13 protein-coding genes are annotated in these 18,467 nt (G+C 64.8%); 11 read left to right on the forward strand and 2 right to left on the reverse strand.

Annotation, left to right across the window (positions count from 1 at the left end; all coding sequences use genetic code 11):
- Positions 1–556: 556 nt before the first annotated feature.
- From FDW81_RS04875 to FDW81_RS04910, 8 genes are all read left to right on the forward strand, one after another.
- Complete coding sequence (locus FDW81_RS04875) at positions 557–1,840, forward strand: glycosyltransferase (RefSeq protein WP_138133043.1); 1,284 nt, start codon at positions 557–559, stop codon at positions 1,838–1,840.
- Entirely contained in the window at positions 1,837–3,516 is a 1,680-nt protein-coding gene (locus FDW81_RS04880) for a glycosyltransferase family 39 protein (protein WP_138133044.1), read from the forward strand. The genes FDW81_RS04875 and FDW81_RS04880 overlap by 4 nt, the downstream gene beginning before the upstream one ends.
- On the forward strand, positions 3,516–3,989 hold the full coding sequence (locus tag FDW81_RS04885; protein ID WP_138133045.1) for a GtrA family protein: 474 nt from the start codon (positions 3,516–3,518) through the stop codon (positions 3,987–3,989). Before FDW81_RS04880 ends, FDW81_RS04885 begins: the two co-directional genes overlap by 1 nt.
- A gap of 451 nt (positions 3,990–4,440) precedes the next feature.
- A complete protein-coding gene (locus tag FDW81_RS18365; protein WP_255467081.1) occupies positions 4,441–4,869 on the forward strand; it encodes a class I SAM-dependent methyltransferase in 429 nt (142 codons plus the stop codon).
- Between the two features lie 437 nt (positions 4,870–5,306).
- Positions 5,307–6,203, forward strand: coding sequence for a gamma-glutamyl-gamma-aminobutyrate hydrolase family protein (locus tag FDW81_RS04895; RefSeq protein WP_138133046.1), 897 nt, complete (start codon positions 5,307–5,309; stop codon positions 6,201–6,203).
- Positions 6,204–6,426: 223 nt separating this feature from the next.
- Positions 6,427–7,563, forward strand: coding sequence for a glutamate--cysteine ligase (locus FDW81_RS04900; protein WP_138133047.1), 1,137 nt, complete (start codon positions 6,427–6,429; stop codon positions 7,561–7,563).
- Positions 7,564–7,812: 249 nt separating this feature from the next.
- The gene (locus tag FDW81_RS04905; RefSeq protein ID WP_138133048.1) at positions 7,813–9,591 is read left to right on the forward strand and encodes an N-acetylglutaminylglutamine amidotransferase; all 1,779 of its coding nucleotides are present in this window, start codon (positions 7,813–7,815) and stop codon (positions 9,589–9,591) included.
- Between the two features lie 84 nt (positions 9,592–9,675).
- Positions 9,676–10,803 carry a glutamate--cysteine ligase gene (locus FDW81_RS04910; RefSeq protein WP_138133049.1) on the forward strand — a complete coding sequence of 376 codons (1,128 nt, stop codon included), beginning with the start codon at positions 9,676–9,678 and terminating at the stop codon, positions 10,801–10,803.
- A gap of 72 nt (positions 10,804–10,875) precedes the next feature.
- Here FDW81_RS04910 and FDW81_RS04915 read toward each other — a convergent pair whose 3' ends face one another.
- Positions 10,876–11,769, reverse strand: coding sequence for a phosphatase PAP2 family protein (locus FDW81_RS04915; RefSeq protein WP_138133050.1), 894 nt, complete (start codon positions 11,767–11,769; stop codon positions 10,876–10,878).
- An 87-nt stretch (positions 11,770–11,856) separates the two neighbouring features.
- On the opposite strand from FDW81_RS04915, the gene FDW81_RS04920 reads away from it, so the two are divergent.
- From FDW81_RS04920 to menD, 3 genes are all read left to right on the forward strand, one after another.
- Positions 11,857–12,864: an o-succinylbenzoate synthase gene (locus tag FDW81_RS04920; RefSeq protein WP_138133051.1), complete on the forward strand. Its 1,008-nt coding sequence runs from the start codon at positions 11,857–11,859 to the stop codon at positions 12,862–12,864.
- Positions 12,865–13,019: 155 nt separating this feature from the next.
- Positions 13,020–15,095 carry a PhoX family phosphatase gene (locus FDW81_RS04925; protein WP_138133052.1) on the forward strand — a complete coding sequence of 692 codons (2,076 nt, stop codon included), beginning with the start codon at positions 13,020–13,022 and terminating at the stop codon, positions 15,093–15,095.
- 111 nt (positions 15,096–15,206) lie between these two features.
- Positions 15,207–17,009, forward strand: a complete 1,803-nt coding sequence (gene menD / locus FDW81_RS04930; protein WP_370278749.1) for a 2-succinyl-5-enolpyruvyl-6-hydroxy-3-cyclohexene-1-carboxylic-acid synthase — start codon at positions 15,207–15,209, stop codon at positions 17,007–17,009.
- A 29-nt stretch (positions 17,010–17,038) separates the two neighbouring features.
- Here menD and FDW81_RS04935 read toward each other — a convergent pair whose 3' ends face one another.
- Positions 17,039–18,250: an aminotransferase class I/II-fold pyridoxal phosphate-dependent enzyme gene (locus FDW81_RS04935; protein WP_138133053.1), complete on the reverse strand. Its 1,212-nt coding sequence runs from the start codon at positions 18,248–18,250 to the stop codon at positions 17,039–17,041.
- Positions 18,251–18,467: the final 217 nt, after the last annotated feature.

Genomic DNA, 18,467 nt, shown 5'->3' on the forward strand with positions numbered 1-18,467 from the left:
AATCGCCAGGCCCGGACCGGAGGATCCGGAGGACCCGGCTAACCGCGAACAAACGTCCCTACAGGATGCGGCAAACAGGGATCACACAACAGTGCGGCCGGGGCAGCCGGAGCCACCCAAAACCCCGGGGCCCGCACCCCGCGGGCCCGTTCTTCCTTCCGACGTTTTCAAGCGCGGTGCGGCAAACCTGGGCGGCTGCCTTGAGGCGTACGGCGAAAACGGACAGTGCGTCCCTGTGGTCCCGCCAAGCCTTGCCCAGCACCTGCAGGAGATGAAAAAGGCCGGCCATGATGCGGCCAGCATGAAGCATCGGTGGTCCTGCAGGGAGCTCCGTGAGTACTTCCAGGACGGCGTTGAAGTGCGCCGAGTGGGGATCGATCCCCAGAACCTGGATTCGAACGGCGACGGAAGGGCCTGCGGGGCCGGCGACTCAGCCCCCCGGTAACCCCTTTCCTGAACCTTATCCCGCCGCAGTTGCTGCCCGCGGCTACTGCAGCATGCCCTCTGCGCTGCCCTTTTTTGGCAATCGCCTCACCGCTGACCGAACGGGCCCAATATGTTCCTAACCCTCATTGCTGTCACTATCGGACTTCTCATCATCGGGATCTCCTTCGTCCTATTCGTCATAGCACTGTCCACCCTTTATGTGACCACGCACGCCTGGTGGGATCCACTGACACAGGCGCAAACCGCATACACAGCGCTTCTTCCCGAACCAGCACTCTCCTTTTCGCTGATCATGCCGTGCCGGCATGAAAGCGAACGGGTGATGGCCACCACCCTCAAGCACCTTTGCGAGCAGGACCACCCGAACATGGAGGTCATTATCTCGGTTGGCCATGACGATCCGGAGACGGTCGCCATCGCACGGAAACTTGCGGCTGAACGCCCGCACCTGGTGCGGGTGAGCGTGGACGAGGGGCCGGTGAAGAACAAGCCGCAGCAGCTCAACACTGCACTGGCCATGTGCAGCAAGGACATCGTCGGCATTTTTGATGCCGAATCCATTGCGGCCCCGGACCTGCTGGTGCATGTGGATAGTTGCTTCCAGATCAAGAACGCGGACGTCGTCCAAGGCGCGGTTCAGTTGGTGAATTACCGGGACAGCTGGTATTCCCTCCGGAATTGCCTCGAGTACTTCATGTGGTTCCGGTCCCGGTTGCACGCCTACGCAAAGCAGGGCTTTATCCCTTTGGGCGGCAACACCGTCTTCATTCGGCGGGACGTGCTGTCCACAATCAACGGCTGGGATTCCCGGTGCCTGGCCGAGGACTGCGACTTGGGCGTTCGGCTGTCGGTCCTCCATCGAAAAATCGTCATCGCCTATTCACCCCACCTCGTAACGAGAGAGGAAACTCCAGATTCCATCCGATCCCTGGTTAAGCAGCGAACCCGGTGGTCCCTGGGCTTCATGCAGGTATACGCGAAAGGCGACTGGAAGACCCTCCCTACTATCAGGCAAAGATGGATGGCCTGGTGGACCCTGATGCAGCAGCACTTCATGGCATTCGCCGGACTCTGTCTTCCCTTTTCCATCATCACTGCCCTGGTAGGCAAATTCCCTATCCCTATCACCTTGCTCGCCTTCGCCCCACTGGTGCCGGCCGTCGCGGCACTCGCCTTCGATATCTGCATGCTCCAGGAGTTTGGCCGGGATCACGGCTACAAGATCCGGCTTTATGACTACTTCCGGTTGATAGCCGGAACGCCGTTCTACCAGGTACTGCTCGCGTTCGCCGCCCTCCGTGCGCTCATGAAGTTCCGGCGCAACGACTTTAGATGGGAAAAAACCAGGCACTCCGGCTCACATCTTGACTATCTAGCGGCGGCCCGGCCATGAACTCCCTGATCGCGCCCAATGTTGGCACTCCCCTTACCCGATTCCTGTTCACCGCAGGCCGCAGCACACAGGCCTTGCGACACGTTGTCGGCAAGCTAAGCCCGGACCAGCGAACATCACTCCTGATCGCCACCGCTGCCGCAGTGCTCTCCGGTTGGAACCTGCTGAACGCTCCCGAGTACCAGGACGACGAAGGTACTTACACAGCACAGGCACTTGCCGTCCTCGAGGGCAAAATGGCCCCTTACACCTACTGGTACGACCATCCGCCCGTGGCGTGGGTGCAGTTGGCTGCACTGTCCTGGATACCCTTGCTCCTCGGCCAGGGAGACCAGACCTATGTGGGCCAGATGCGGTATGTGGTGGCGGTATTCTTTGTTGCCAGCACAGTGCTGGTTTACCTGCTAGCTCGCAGGCTGGAACTGCAGCGGGTATTCGCTGTCCTTGCCGCAGGTCTCTTTTGCCTTTCCCCGCTCTCGCTGGTCCTGGGACGCCAGGTCTTCATTGACAACGTGGGGTTGCCTTGGTTGCTCCTGGCGTTCTATCTCATGCTCTCGCCCCGGCTCAAGCTTTGGCATCACATTGGGGCAGGTGCATGCTTTGCCCTGGCCGTACTGTCAAAGGAAACTTTGGCGATATTCGGCCCGGCGCTGCTGGTGGCGCTGCTGCACAGGCCCTACTGGAAGACTAGGTTCTTCTCCTTGGTGGGATTCCTCTCGGTGGGAGGCCTGATTCTCGCGTTCTTCCCGTTGCTCGCAGTACTTCGGAACGAACTCTTCGCCGGCCCCGGGCATGTCTCCCTGCAGGACGCCCTGACGTACCAGTTCGTTTCCCGCCCAGGTTCCGGAAGTCTCTTTGATCCGGACTCAAGCCGGCAGGAGCTGGTAATGGGGTGGATGTACTACGACAAGTACGTTGTGATTGCCGGCATGGTGGCCGCACTTGTCTGTCTCCTGCGACGTGAAGCGCGTTGGATAACCTCTGCACTTTGCCTTTTCTCCGCGCCGGTAGTCATCGGACAGGGTTACATGCCCGCCATGTATGTCATTGCCGCAATCCCATTTTTGGTCCTTGCCATGGCCGTCGCCGCAGATCTTACCTGGCGCTGCGTCGCATTGCTTTTCCCGGCCGTCCCTTACCCCGGCAGGCACTCCGGCGGCGTCCGTCTGGTGGGACTGGGAACGAGGATGGCAGCCCTGGGCCTGACTTGCGGCGCTATGCTCGCCGTCATCACGGTCCTCCTCCTGCCGCAGTGGATCGCCATGAACAGGACCCTACTTCAAACAAACAGTAATCGTGACTGGCAGCACGCCTTGGAGTGGTCCAAGAAGAACCTGCCGCGTGATGACACAGCCCTGGTGCCGTACTCGATGTGGCAGGACCTGAACGCGGACGGGAGACATGATCCCTGGAAGGTAATCGCGCTGGAAAAGATGGACCTTGACTCAGAGTTCGAAACTCACCACCCTGACGGATGGCGGGCAATCGACTGGATCATAGAAGGGCCCCCCACGGCAAGGAACATCGAGAATTTGCAGCTCCATAGCGCCGGCCAGGCCTTAAGAAATTCTCGCATCGTCGTTTCGTTTGGGCAGTGGCACGTCAGGGAGGTCATCGAGGAGCCGCCCGCCGTCTGGCCCCAAGCTGAGTCGGCTAGTTCAGGCGCAGCACGGTAATGGCACTGGGACGGAACCTGCTCTCCGCACCCATTTCACGGTTTGCCCTGATCGGAGCCTTCGGAGCAGTAATGAACGTGCTCATCATGGCGGCACTTATCTGGCTCGGCGCAGATTATGTGACGGCCGGAATTATTGGGAATGAAACCACCATAATTTCGAACTTCATAATGCAGGAGAAACTTGTCTTCGCACAGACAATCAAGCGCCGCCGGACGTTGGCACGGCGGTTCATTCACTCATTCTCGTTCAACACCCTGGAGGGCATGTCCCGGGTGCCAGTGCTGTGGTGTCTGGTTGAACTGGCACATGTGCCTGGCCCGGTTGCCCAGGCCGTTACCTTGGTGGGTGCATTTTTCCTACGGTATACGTACCACCTGAAACTGATTTACGCCCCGGCAGTTCCTGTGAAATCACAGCCTTCACCGGAGGACGGTCCTGGTGTCCCCGTGCAGTCAGAACCTGTGCCATGAGGGCATGTTGCAGAGGGACGGCTTCGGTCGTGATGGCCTTAACCCCACGCCGGGGGTACCCCAGGGCGAACGTAACCACCAACAGGAAGATGAGCCTCCAATCCGGCCATCAAGGACGTGGCGGGTGACGCCGACACCCGGCTTCAGGCGGTGCTTGCCAGCCTTGCCGCGTCAGTCCGGCGGACTAGGCGGCAGGCATGGGGCAGGGCGGGGACTCCGCCGATGGGCAGGGCCCGCCGAACAGCAGCATCCCCGCTTCGCCCGCGCCTGCGCGAAAGCGGTTGAAGGCATTGACCGCGCGCGGCGCAGCGGAGCAACCGGCATAAGCTGCTCGCCGGCCTCCACGGGGTCGTCATCGAATTGGGGGCAGGCGAGGGCTCGAACCTTGCCTTGTACCCGCCGGCCGTGACACAGGTGCTGGCCATCAAAGCCGGATGACTATCTCAGACATATCGCCACCGCCAAGGCCGCCGCGGCGCCGGTGCCAGTAACCGTCCCCAGGGCGGCCGCTGAACATCTTCACGCTGAGGAGGCCAGCGCCGACGCCGTCGTGGCAAGCCTTGTCCTGTGCAGCGTCAGCGCGCAGGCGCCCGTGCTGGCCGAGATCAGGCGCGTCCTGCGTCCGGGCGGAACCTTTGCCTTTTATGAACGCGTCCGCTCGGACAGACGCTTTTCGCCGCCGTCGAGGACATGCTGGCTCCGGCTGGCAGTGGTTTGCCGGGGCTGCCACCCCAACCGGGACACCGTCGCTGCCATCGAAGCAGCGGGCTTTGCCCCCGTGACTACCAGGCGCCTTAACTTTGCCGTCCATCCGCTGTCCCCGCCGGTGGCGCACGTCCTGGGGGCGGCTGTCAGCCCCGGCCCTCCGGCGTCGAGCTAGCAGTCCGCGGCTTCAGCGGGCGTGAAAGTCCCGGCGCCGCCTTTGGGGGATAAGCGGCGCCGGGACGCTGTGAGGGCACGTCATCCTGCTGCAGGGGGGACAACGTGCCCGCCGTCGTCGCGGCTGCCAGGAAGACGGCTGGGTGCAGGCTGTACCTGGCGGAGCCCACTTCAAGACTCCGCCAGGAGAATGACGGGCCGCCGGAATGGTAGCTATGCCCACCGTTCCGCTGGCCTTGTGCCCCCCAAACAGGCGGGTCTCCTGCTACCCGCAACTATGCCCTGCCCGCATCAAGTTACCAGCCGGTAATCGCTCAAAGTTCCCTCAAGGTCTGGGCAGGAGTGACGAACAAGATACGTGATTTTGATCTGCGCGAAACATTCCACTCCTACCTGTCTCATATCCTTAAATGCAGAGAAATCAGCTGGAGGAACCCCTTGGAAACAACCGACGCCGCCGTGAAGCCCATCATCGGACTCGCCACGTATCTGGAGCATGCCGGAACCGACGGATGCGGCACGGTCAGCGCGGCGTTCCTGCCTGAGACGTACCTTGACCCCATCATCGCGGCAGGCGGCGTACCCACCCTTCTTCCACCCCAGCCTGTTGTCCCTGGAGTCATCGAACACCTCGTGAGCCGGTTGGACGGGCTGGTCATTCCCGGCGGCTGGGACGTCAACCCGGCGCTCTACGGGCAGGAAGCCCACGCCGAGACGGACAAGCCGCGGCCCGAACGCGACGCCTGGGAGCAGGCCCTCATCCGCGAGGCCCTGCGGCAGGACATCCCGCTCCTGTGCATCTGCCGGGGCGAGCAGCTCCTGAACGTCACCCTTGGCGGCACCCTGCACCAGCACCTGCCGGACGTCATCGGCAACGGCCAGTACCAGCTCGGCGGCTACGAATTCAACAAAATCCAGGTGGAGATCCGGCAGGGTTCCCGCCTGGAGCAGCTGATCGGCGCCAACCCGGGGCCCGTTCCCGTCTCCCATCACCAGGCCGTGGACAAGCTGGGGGAGGGCCTGATCGCAGCTGCCTGGAGCGAGGACCAGGTAGTGGAGGCCATCGAGCACCCCGCCAGCACCTTCGCCATGGGTATCCAGTGGCACCCCGAGGAGCTCCCGGAGGACTTCGGGCTTTTCCGCGGGTTCATTGAAGCAGCCCGTGCGAAGCTCCTGTCCCGCCTGTGGCAGGCAACGCCGTCGTCGGCCCTCGCCTCCCACCTGGCAGGCGCGGGGACCGCTGATGGTCAGGTGGCCGCCAGAATTCCAACCCCGGACCTGGCTGGACCGGGAGTCCAGGCGGCCGGTATATCTGTGGAGCCCAGCGCCTTTTAACGCCTCCGGTCTGCCGCCTGGAACGCCTCTCCTGAGTGCCGGTTGCAGCATCTTCGCTTGCCATCCGGAAGTAAGCATGCTTACTATGTTCTGACCAAAGGAGGTTAAGCCGTGGCCCCTAGGGTTTACCGAGGAGCGACATGGCTTACCCATACAGCGGCAGTTTCCCGCATGCGTCAGGCTGGGTCCGAGGCGGGAAGCCGCCGGGACTTGCAGGTCGTCAATGATGCGCCGGGTAGGAGTCGAAGAAGAGTTCCTGATTGTCGATTACGTTGATGGGCACGCGGTTGCACTGGGCGAGGTTTTGGACCACCTGAGTGACGATGACGGCCTCAGCAGCGAGATGAAGCAGGAGCAGATTGAGGCCTGCACCCTTCCTCGGATCAGCTTGGAGGAACTGGCGCAGGATATTACCGCGCACCGCCTGAGCGCAGATTCCACCGCGCGTTCCGTTGGTGCCCGCGCCGTCGCCCTGGCAACTTCCCCTTTCCCCGTCACGTCCACGGCCACTCCCGGTTTGCGCTATGAGCGCATGATCGAGAGGTTCGGCCTTACTGCCGTGGAGCAGCTGACCTGTGGCTGCCACGTGCATGTGGAGGTGGAATCGGACGGAGAAGGGGTAGCCGTCCTGGACCGGATCCGCATCTGGCTTCCGGTCCTCGTAGCCATCAGCGCCAATTCGCCGTTCTGGAACGGCGCGGACTCCGGCTACGCGAGCTACCGCTCCCAGGCGTGGAACAGGTGGCCCACGGCCGGGCCGTGCGATATTTTCGGATCCGCCCAGGCCTACCACGCCCACGTGGATGACATCCTGAGCGCCGGGGTGCTGCTGGACAAGGGGCAAATCTATTTTGACGCGCGCCTCAGCCACCGGCATCCCACCGTCGAGGTCCGGGTGGGGGACGTGTGCCTCCACGCGGACGACGCGATCCTGCTGGCCGCCTTGGTTCGCGGACTTGCGGAGACCGCTGCCAGGGAGTGGCGCCGCGGCGTTGAGCCTGTGCGCGTACCGGCCGCCCAGCTGAGGCTCGCGGCATGGCAGGCCGGCCGGTTCGGGCTGGGCGGTGAGCTGCTGGACCCGCAGACCAGCCGGCCCCGCCCGGCGTTCGACGTGGTGATGTCCTTGCTCAACCACATCCAGCCGGTACTCAAGGAACAGGGTGAGCTCAGTATTGTTGAATTCCTGCTGTTCCAACTGCTGGCCCGCGGCACGGGTGCTGATCGGCAGCGAGCAGCCTTTGCCAGTGCGGGCGCCCTCTGCTCCCTTGTCGCCGACGCCGTGCAGGCCAGCAGTGTCCCTGCCACCCTCTTGCGGGGCCCTGCTGAACCGTCGCTGCTTACCAGCAAAAAGAAATTCTGAACATCGGAAACAGGAGGCCGCATGGACCAGAATGAAATGCCGGTGCTCCATGCACTGACTGAACACGATCCCGCTCCCGGGCGGGCGGTTCAACAAGGTGGCGGTGGACTACCTCGCAAGTGCGGGTGGAGGCGGGCACGGCCCTGTCCGACCCTGCCGATCCAACGCCCAAGACCATCAGGGCGGTTCGTGAAGGACCGAACCCTAGGCAGTACAGCGCGGTAATCGCTAGGAACGAGGAAAAGCACCATGTGCGGAATAGCTGGCGAAATCGCCTTCAACGGGAGAACGGCCTCCCAGGAGGCGGTTCTGGACATGATGGGGGCAATGACATCGAGGGGACCTGACGGAAGGGGGACCTGGCACGCAGGCTGGGTGGCGCTTGGCCACCAGCGGTTGAGCATTATCGATCTCTCATCCGCCGGAGCCCAGCCCATGGTTGACGAAGGCGGCGTGGCCGTCTCCTTCAACGGGTGCATCTACAACTACAAGGAACTGCGGCGGGAGCTTGAGCCGGAGTTCACCTTCCACTCCACCAGCGACACCGAGGTGATCCTCAAGGCCTACCGCAAGTGGGGGGACGACTTTGTCCACCATCTGGTGGGGATGTTCGCCATCGCGTTATTCGATCCACGGCGGAGCGAGGTCCTCTTGGTCCGTGACCGGTTGGGCATTAAGCCGCTCTACGTTGCGGAGCTCCAGGGAAAGCTGCGGTTCGCTTCATCCCTGCCGGCGCTGGTGGCGTCAGGCGGCATCGACACCAGCATCGACGAAACCGCCCTGCACCATTACCTGAGCTGGCACTCGATCGTTCCGGCACCGCGGACCATCCTTCGCGGCATCCGCAAACTGCCGGCCGCCACTATCCGCACAGTCCGCAGCGACGGGACCTGCCATGACCGCGAATACTGGAAGCCCTCCTACACCCGCCGCTCCGCGCAAATTGGCTGGTCCGCCCTGGACTGGCAGGACGCGGTGCGGGATGCGCTGCGGACGGCAGTACGACGGCGGATGGTTGCGGACGTGCCGGTAGGTGTCCTTCTGTCCGGGGGACTGGATTCAAGCCTGCTGGTTGCCCTGCTCGCCGAGGAGGGCCAGCATGGGCTGTCCACCTTCAGCATCGGCTTCGACGGCGCCGGCGGGGATTCCGGGAATGAGTTCGAATACTCGGACCTGGTGGCGCGGGAATTCGGCACCAAGCACGAGCGGCTGCACGTCAGCACATCCGAGTTCGCGCCCTCGATCGGCCACGCCGTGGGAGCCATGTCGGAACCTATGGCCAGCCACGATGTCACGGCGTTCCACCTGCTTTCCAGGACTGTCACCCAGCACGTGAAGGTGGTGCAATGCGGCCAGGGAGCCGACGAAGTCTTCGGCGGCTACGGGTACCACCAGCCGCTGGCATCCGTGGGGCGGCAGGAGGCGCTGGCTGCCTTCTCCGCATCCTTTGTCGACCACAGGCATGAGGACCTGGTCCGCATCCTCGAGCCCGAATGGTCTGCCGGCACGGACGTCAGCAGCCAGGTCCTGGCCTCGCATCTGGATGCGCCAGGCGCCGATACGGCCCTGGACGCCGTGCTTCGGCTGGACACCCACCTGCTCATGGTGGACGATCCCGTCAAGCGGCTGGACAACATGTCCATGGCTTGGGGCATCGAAGCGCGTGTTCCGTTCCTTGACCACGAGCTGGTGGAGCTCGCTGCAGCCTGTCCGCCCGAACTGAAAGCCTCGCAGGGCGGCAAGGGCATTCTGAAGGACCTGGGCAGGCAAATGCTGCCGGCCGCCGTCGTGGACCGGCCCAAGGGTTACTTCCCGGTCCCGGCCCTGCGGCACCTTGAAGAACCGTTCATCTCGGTCGTCCGGGATGCCCTGCACGCACCGGAAGCCAAGCAGCGCGGGCTGTTCCGGCCGGAGTACATCGATTCGCTGCTTGCCGACCCCAACGCCCAGCGCACCGCAGTGAACAGCAACGTCCTGTGGCAGTTCGCCCTGCTCGAGATGTGGCTCCAGCGCCACGGTGTGGGGTAGCGAATGGCTTTGTCGCCTGTAACTCTGGACTGACTCCACCACCCCGGCTTGCAACGGGAAGTAAGCATGCTTACTGTATGTGGAATGACGCGCAGGGTAGGTGTTGAGGAAGAGTTCCTGATAGTGGACATCGCGAACGGCCGTGCCGTCCCGCTCGGCCAGGTGCTCGACCAGCTAAGCGATTACCCGCGGCTTACCAGCGAAATGAAGCAGGAGCAGCTCGAAACGTGCACCCTCCCGTTGGTCAGCCTTCACGACCTTGCTGAGGACATCACAGCACGGCGGAAGGATGCTGACGCCGCGGCACGGCGCGTGGGAGCACGGGCAGCGGCCTTGGCTACCTCCCCGCTGCCCGTGCAGTCCACCATCGCCCCAGGCGAGCGCTGCGCGCAGCTGATGGAGAGGTTCGGGCTCACCGCCGTGGAGCAGCTGACAGGCGGTTGCCATGTGCACGTGGAGATCGAGTCGGAGGAGGAAGGCATTGCGATCCTTGACCGGCTCCGGGTGTGGCTTCCTTTCCTGCTGGCACTCAGTTCCAATTCGCCCTACTGGAACGGCGTGGATTCCAGCTTTGCCAGCTACCGCTCCCAGGCCTGGAGCAGGTGGCCCACCACCGGCCCGGCGGAGATCTATGGCTCGGCAGATGATTACCACCGCGAGGTCGGGCAAATCCTCAGTTCCGGGGTTCCTCTGGACAAGGCAAACCTGTACTTCGACGCGCGGCTCAGCCACAAGCACCCCACAGTGGAGGTTCGGGTGCCGGACGTGTGCCTGTTCGCTGACGACGCCGTTCTCATGGCGGCGCTTGTCCGCGGGCTTGCCGAGACTGCGGCACGGCAGTGGCGCGACGGCGTCAGCCCGGTTCCGGCGTCGGCCACCCAACTGCGTCTCGTCACCTGGCAGGCAAGCCGTTACGGGCTGGAGGGCCAGTTGGCCGATCCTTTCACCGGTGTGCAGCGGGGGGCTTTCGACGTGGCGATGGCACTGCTGAACCACCTCAGGCCCGTGCTGGAGGAGCAGGGCGAGTTCAGCACCGTGGAGTTCCTGCTGTTCCAGGTCTTGAATCGGGGCACCGGAGCCGCCGTCCAGCGCAACTCCTGCGCCAAGGGCGGAGGCCTCCAGGCTGTGGTGGCGGACGCCGTGCACATCACGGCGCGGCCGAGCACATTGCCGCACCCCCAACGAGCCGCACTGACCGCCGTCTCCCCGTAAAACCCCTTAGCCCGCCGAGGGTAAAACTGCCCGGCCTGCCGCAACGCTAAGAGGCGGACGCCGGCACCCTGGCTAGTGCCGCCGTCGTGCAGCAAAGGCGAACAGTGCCGTGGTGGCAACCGTGGCCAGGTACCCGGCGATGACTATCAGCGAGATCCCGGCCCAAAAATAGTGGGTGGTGCTCGTCTCCTGCCAGGGGCTCGGCGCAATCCGGAGCAGCGAATACGCCGCCACGGCCGCCGACGCCAGGCCGATGGCCACCGGCAGCGTCAGCCAGATCCGGGCCGAGCCGATGTGTCCGCCGAACCCGTCCCAGGCATTCCAAGATCCGCGCTTCATGATGAGCCAGCCCGCGGGAACCATGAAGGCGCCCACCAGCAGGAACGCCGCCACAACGTCGGCCGGCCGGTGCCACTGGTTGATCAGGGTGGACACTCCGGAGGCAATGGCGAACGTGCCGCCGACGAAGCCGGCCATGGGGCGCCAGCGTGGCGACGCCATCAGGAACACGGCGGCCGCCGCCGATGCCGCCAGCGTCGTGTGCCCGGATGGCAGTGAATTCATTTCCAGGGTGATCACGCCCTTGTCCGGGCGGGCGGGCAGCAGATCCTTGAGGACCTGGGTGGCAATATTCGCGCCGATGCAGGCGGCCACTGCTATCCCGGCCTCCGCCCAGTGTTTCCGGATCGCCGTGACAAAAAGCACCACGACGGCGGCCATCACCAGCGAGATGGTGGGCAGCAGGTCCAGGAACCTGGTACTTGCCTTGCCTGCAGGACCATGCAGTTCCACGGCTTCCACCAGCGCCGACTCGTCGATGAACTGGCCCGTGGTGGTCTGCACGAAGTAGTAATAGGTGGCAATCAACCCTGCTACGCAGGCCAGGGTGGCAAGCACGAACAGGAAGCCGGAGCCCGGTGCGGTTCGGGCTGCCGTCCTGCCTGGTGCCTGCCGTTGGTAAGTCATCGGTTAAAGGGTGGCACAGAAAGCTGGAAGGCTGCTTCAAGCCGGGCCGCGGCGTTGGGGCGCCCGGGCCGCCGGTACAGTGAACGCATGCCCCCGGAAACCACGCCGCCGCTGCTGCCTCCTCTGGACGAGCTCCTGGCGCAGGCGTACGTGGTCAGCCTGCCCATGCGCGTGAGGTTCCGGGGCATCATGGAGCGTGAATCGCTGCTGCTGCGCGGCCCTGCCGGCTGGGGCGAGTTCTGTCCGTTTCCGGAGTACGGGGATGAGGAGGCCTCCCGCTGGCTCGCCTCGGCCGTCGAGGCCGCCTGGGCTGGTTTTCCTGCGCCGCTTCGGTCAGTAATTCCTGTCAATGCCACCGTCCCGGCCGTTCCCGCTGGCCACGTGCCGGAAATCCTGGCCCGCTTCGGTCGGGTGGACGCTGTTAAGGTCAAGGTGGCAGAGCCGGGCCAGACGCTCGACGACGACGTCGACCGCCTCGCCGCCGTCCGCTCCGCCCTCCCCGACGCTGCCCTCCGCGTTGACGCCAACGGAGGCTGGGACGTCCCCGCCGCAGTGGAGGCACTCCACCGGCTTTCCGCCGTCGGCCTTGAATACGCGGAGCAGCCTGTGCCCACCATTGATGGGCTTGTCGAAGTGCGCTCGCAGCTTCGCGCCGCCGGCATCCCTTTGCTGATCGCGGCGGACGAGAGCGTGCGCAAGGAAACTGATCCCCTCCGGGTTGCCCGGGCCGGCGCTGCCGACCTGATCGTCGTCAAGGTGGCGCCGCTCGGGGGAGTGCGGCGCGCCCTGGACATCGTGGCCCAAGCCGGGCTGCCAGCCGTCGTCAGCTCCGCCCTGGACACCTCCGTCGGCATCCGCGCCGGGCTCGCGCTGGCAGCGTCCCTGCCGGAGCTTCCGTACGCGTGCGGGCTGGGAACGGTGTCCCTGTTCGAGCAGGACGTCACCTTGGATGCCCTGGTGGCCGACGACGGCGCCATCAGCCTGCGTGACGTGGCCGCCGATGCAGGGTTGCTGGAGCAGTATGCGGCTTCCCCCGAACGGCGCGAGTGGTGGCTGGCCCGGCTGCGCCGCGTCCACGCGCTGCTGCCCCGCTGACACCCTCCCTCACTTGATGCGGGATTTTCCGGCACCCTCTCTCATATCACTGCGCGTCACAAGCGGTTAACCCGAACTTCACTTTCCAGATGACTCCGCGTAGAAAGCGCTTGACAAGGTGTGTGAACCGCATCGATTTTCCCTGGAAGGCCCCCATGTCTGAAACGACTGCCCGCAAGTTCACTCTTTTGCCGATGCTCGGCCATACCAAGGGCAAGCGCAGTGCCGTCACCTGCGCCCTTAAGTGCGATAACGCCTGCGCCGGCAACGTCTGCAACACCAGCTCCAACAGCTACTTCCGCGACATCGCCTCCGCCACCATGTCCCGCCGCGCCGCCCTGGGCTTCGGCGCCGCCGGTGCCCTCGCCGTCGTCCTCGGTTCAGCGGGGACCTCCGCTGAACCCGCCTCCGCTGCCGGCCTTTCCAAGGCTGCCAAGGAGGGCTTCGGCAAGTCCAAGCTGCAGTTCACTGCCATCCCTTCCATTGACGCCATGGTTGACGCCGTCACCGTGCCCGAAGGCTTCACCTGGCAGCCGGTAATCCGGTGGGGCGATCCCATCTTCAACGACGCCCCGGCATTCGACTTGAACAACCAGACGGCGGCCGCCCAGGAGAGGCAGTTCGGCTACAACAACGACTACACCGACATCCTGGAAATCCCGGGCAGTAAGGGCCGTCGCGCGGTGCTGTTCTCCAACCACGAGTACACCAACGACGCCATCATGTTCCCGCCCACCATGCCCGCCGACCAGATGCGCACCGTGGCAGCCGCTGCGCACGGCCTGTCCGTAGTGGAGCTGGAGCGCAAGAACAAGAACAAGCCGTGGACCTACGTCAAGGGTGCAGAGCTGAACCGGCGATTCCTGAACTCGACCGTCTACGAGCTGACCGGTCCGGCCGCCGGCTCCGCCCTGGTCAAGACGGTGGAAGACCCTGCGGGCCGCTTCATCAAGGGCACCCTGGGCAACTGTGCCGGCGGCACCACCCCGTGGGGCACCATTCTCTCCGGGGAGGAGAATTTCCAGGGCTACTTCGTCGGCAACGGCACCTCGGCCGGTGACAAGCGGTACGGCATCACCTCCAAGCCCACCGCCCGCCAGTGGGAATTGGACGAGCCCCGCTGGGATACCCGCAACGCCGGCTACGAGAACGAAGCCAACCGCTTCGGCTGGATTGTTGAAGTTGACCCCTTCGACCCCACGTCCACTCCGAAGAAGCACTCCATGCTGGGCCGCTTCAAGCACGAAGGCGCCAACGTGATCATCGCCGAGTCCGGTCATGTAGTGGCCTACTCGGGCGACGACGAGCGCTTCGACTACCTGTACAAGTTTGTTTCGAAGGACAAGTACCGCGAAGGGGACCGCAAGCACAACATGACGCTGCTGTCCGCCGGCAGCCTCTACGTGGCCCGGTTCACCGGTAACTCTCCGGCTGCTGAAATCAACGGCACCGGCGCCGTTCCCTCGGACGGCGCCTTCGACGGCGTAGGCGAGTGGCTGCCGCTGGTGCTGGACGGCAAGTCCGCAGTTCCCGGCATGTCCGTGGATGAGGTCCTCGTGTACACCCGACTGGCCGCGGACAAGGTTGGCCCCACCAAGATGGACCGCGCCGAGGACGTGGAGCCGAGCCTGCACACGGGCAAGGTCTACGTGGCCTGCACCAACAACTCCAACCGTGGCGTAGGGTCAAACGAGGGGGCCACTGAGGTCAACCCGCGCACCCAGAACCGGGACGGGCACATTGTGGAAATCACCGAAACCGGCGGCCAGACCTCCACCTCCTTCACCTGGAACCTGCTGATGGTCTGCGGCGATCCGGCCCAAGGCGATGTGACCTACTTCTCCGGCTTCCCGGCGGACAAGGTCTCGCCCATCTCCTGCCCGGACAACCTGGCTTTCGACTCCGTGGGCAACCTCTGGATCTCCACGGACGGCGCCCCTTCCGGCATCGACCGCGCCGACGGCCTGTTCAAGGTCACCCTGGAAGGCGCAGAGCGCGGCAAGGTTGAGCAGTTCCTCGCCGTTCCGCGGGACGCCGAAACGTGCGGTCCGATTATCCACGACGAAGAGCGCACAGTGTTCGTCGCCGTGCAGCACCCGGGCGAGGACGGCACGTTCGAGAGCCAGGTCTCGTTCTTCCCGGACTACGTTGCGGCAGGCGCCACGCCGGCGGCGGGCCAGGCGCGCGCACCCCGACCATCAGTGATCCAGGTGTTCCGCACCGACGCCTAGGTCCTCCCCGACGCCCCATCACCTCTCGCAGGTTTTCCAGCGCGCCCCATCACCTCGCGGTCCTCGCGGCAAGGAGGTGATGGGGCGTCTGCTGTTTTCATGCAGAAGGTGATGGGGCGCCGTGGATGGCAGACTGGATTGGTGACCTCGTTGAACGAACCTGACGCCTCCCAAACCTCCCGAGCAGATTCTTCCGGGAAAGACGCTCCGGAGGCGGCACCTGAGCTGACTGCCCTGGCAGCCGCGCGGATCGCCGTCGGAGTCCTGCTCGACGGCGGCGTGCAGCACGTGGTGGTGTCGCCGGGTTCCCGCTCCGCTCCGATGGCGTACGCCCTGGCCGAGGCGTCCGCGGAAGGCAAAGTGGAGCTGCTGGTGCGGATTGACGAGCGTTCCGCCGGATTCACCGCACTCGGCCTCGCGCTGTCCACCGGTTCCCCGGCAGCCGTGCTCACGACGTCCGGGACTGCCGTCGGGAACCTGATGCCGGCCGTGATGGAGGCCAACCACGCCGCCGTCCCGCTGATCGTCCTGTCCGCAGACCGGCCCGACGAGCTCCGAGGAACCGGCGCCAATCAGACCACTATCCAGCCTGACCTCTTCGGTGAACAGGTACGCTTCGCCGTCGACATTCCTGCCGGCAGCAACCCTGAACGTGCAGTGCAGACAGGGCTGTCCGCCGCGACCGGGGCATTTAGCGAGATTCCGCCGGGCCCCGTCCAGCTCAACCTCGCCTTCAGGGATCCGCTGGTGCCATCACCTCGTGAGAAGCTTCCGGCGGCGGCCGAGCGTCAGCGCTACCGGATCGGCACCGAGCCACTCATCATGAACCTGCCGCCGGCACCGGCTGAGCTGCCGGAGCGGCGCACCGTAGTACTCGCCGGGCACGACGCCGGCCCTGTCGCCGAGGCCTTCGCCCGCGCCCATAACCTCCCGCTGCTCGCCGAACCGTCCTCCAATGCGCGCTTCGGGCCGAACGCGGTGGGCCCGTACCGCCTGTTGCTGGAGCACTTTGGCGCTGAGTCCGAACAGCCCACTGAACGCGTGGTGCTGTTCGGCAGGCCCACACTGTCCCGGCCGGTGGCAGCCCTGCTGGCGCGCGCGGAAGTCCCCTCCGCCCTGTACCACCCTGTTCCGGTGGCCTGGTACGAGCCGGGCCGGCGCACCGAACTGCCGCTGGAAAACCTCGCGGAACTCGCAGACTTCGCCGGCCGGGGGACACCCGAGTGGCTGGATACGTGGCTGCTCGCAAGCAGTGCTGCACAGCATGCCCTGGACGGAATACTTCTGGCCGATGCTGCTGCAAGCGGCCCATCTGTGGCATCGCTGGTCTGGAAGCACGCCCGCGGCCAGCTGCTGCTGGGTTCCTCCAATGTCATCCGTGACGTTGACCTGGCCGGCCTTCCTGCACCCGATCCTGCCGCTACTGTCTACGCAAACCGCGGCCTGGCAGGGATTGACGGCACCATTTCCACTGCCACTGGCATCGCACTCGGCGGACGGCAGGAAACCACCGTCCTCTTGGGCGACGTCACCTTCCTGCATGACGCCGGGGGACTTCTCCTGGGCGCCGGGGAGGACCAGCCGCAGCTGCGGATCGTGGTCCTCAACGATTCCGGCGGCGCCATCTTCGACCTGCTCGAGCACGGAGGGGTGCGCGAGGCCGGAACATACGGGGACGCCGTCGAGCGCCTTTTCGGCACCCCGCACACTGTGGACATCGCGGCTCTCGCCGCAGCATACGGCGTCCGGCATTCTTTGGTGAATACGACGGCGGGACTCGCCGAGGCGCTCGCCCAGCCGATCGAGGGTCGCAGCATCGTGGAGGTCCGTACGGACCGCCATTCGCTGCGGCAGCTTCACGCCCGGATCAAGGAAGCGGTTGCTGCCGCTGTCGCGGGAGTGCTGGCCAGGTAATCTGTGCAGGCAGGCCTGCGGGTGCATCACTATGGGCGGGATTCCTTCAGCGCTGCCTCGAACGAAGGCAGGCTGCGTTCGATCATGTCCTCATTGGCCGTCAGGGAGATCCGGAAGAAGCCCGGGGTCTCGAACAGCACGCCGGGAAATACGAAGACATCCCGGCGGGCGAGCGACTCGGTGAACGCCTCATCGTCCGGGACAGGGGACGTGACGTAGATGTAGAAGGAGCCTTCCGGAGGCTGCATTCGGTAGCCCATGGAGCCAAGGGTATCGACGAAGCGGTCCCGCCGCCGCTGCAACTGACCGACGTCAATGGAGAACTTCTCCAGTTCGGGCAGTGCATGCTGCAGCAGGGCATTCGGATAGATCCAGCCCATGGCCACCTGCAGCCCTGAAAGGGCCGGACGCATCTCGTCACGGTCCGGCATACTGGGCGGCAGTGCCAGGTAGCCCACCCGTTGGCCGGGGGATAGGTGGGTCTTGCCGTAGGAGTAGGCGAGCAGCGTGTGCGGATAGAACTCTGCCGGACTGTGGAAGCGCAGGCCATCGAAGACAATGCGGTTGTACGCCTCGTCCGAAACGATGTAGATGCGCCGGCCCAGCCTGACCGAGGCTGCTTCCAGCAGTTCCGCCAGCCGGAGCAGCAGTTCAGGCGGATAGACCCGTCCCGTGGGGTTGTTGGGAGAATTCACGATCACCACTTTGGTGCGCTCAGTGATGGCAGCTTCAATGGCTTCGAGGTCCAGGTCGAAGGTGGCGGTGTTGATCCTGATCTTCACTGGTGTGAGCCCGGCCTCCAGGATCAGCGGCTCGTACAGGAACCACGGCGGGAGGCTGTAAATGACCTCATCGCCAGGGTCGGCCACCGTTTTCAATGCCAGGGCGATCGCGGCGAAGCCGCCGGTGGTGAGGTACAGGTCCTCGGGGCGGAACACCACCTCCAGGAGCCTGCTCAGGGAGTCCGCGGCGGCTTCCCGGGCGGCCTCGCCGTTGGTCTGGTACGCAAACCACTGGTCGTTCTGTGGGGTCAGGGCATCCCTGAGGGTGTTGACGTAGCGGTCGGCCGGCATTTGGTGCGGGTTGCCGAAAGTGAAGTCGCAAACGCCCGTCTGTCCCTGCCCGCGGGACGCCGCGGCCCGGAGGTAGGCGTCAACCCGCTGGAAAGACGGGATCGATGCCAGCTGTGCCGCGCGCGCGGAGACCGCCGGGACGGCACGGGATGTTGGGGATTGTGTCATGGCAGCGCTCCTCGCTAGGGCGGCCGGCTGGGGATGGCCGCCGGATGGGCAGCGCGCTGCTGAGCCAGTGGAGGCTGCAGTGGGACCTATTCTCGGCCCACCCGTTGCCGGAGTAAAGGCTCCCACGGACGCCGATGCCGCGGGCCGCCGTCGTGCGTGTTCTGGAGTGCTGGACGCGCAAAAATTCCCTCGACGCGCAAAGGCCCTGGTGCTACCG

Origin of the sequence: Pseudarthrobacter sp. NamB4, from assembly GCF_005796185.1 — a bacterium.
Lineage (GTDB): Bacteria > Actinomycetota > Actinomycetes > Actinomycetales > Micrococcaceae > Arthrobacter.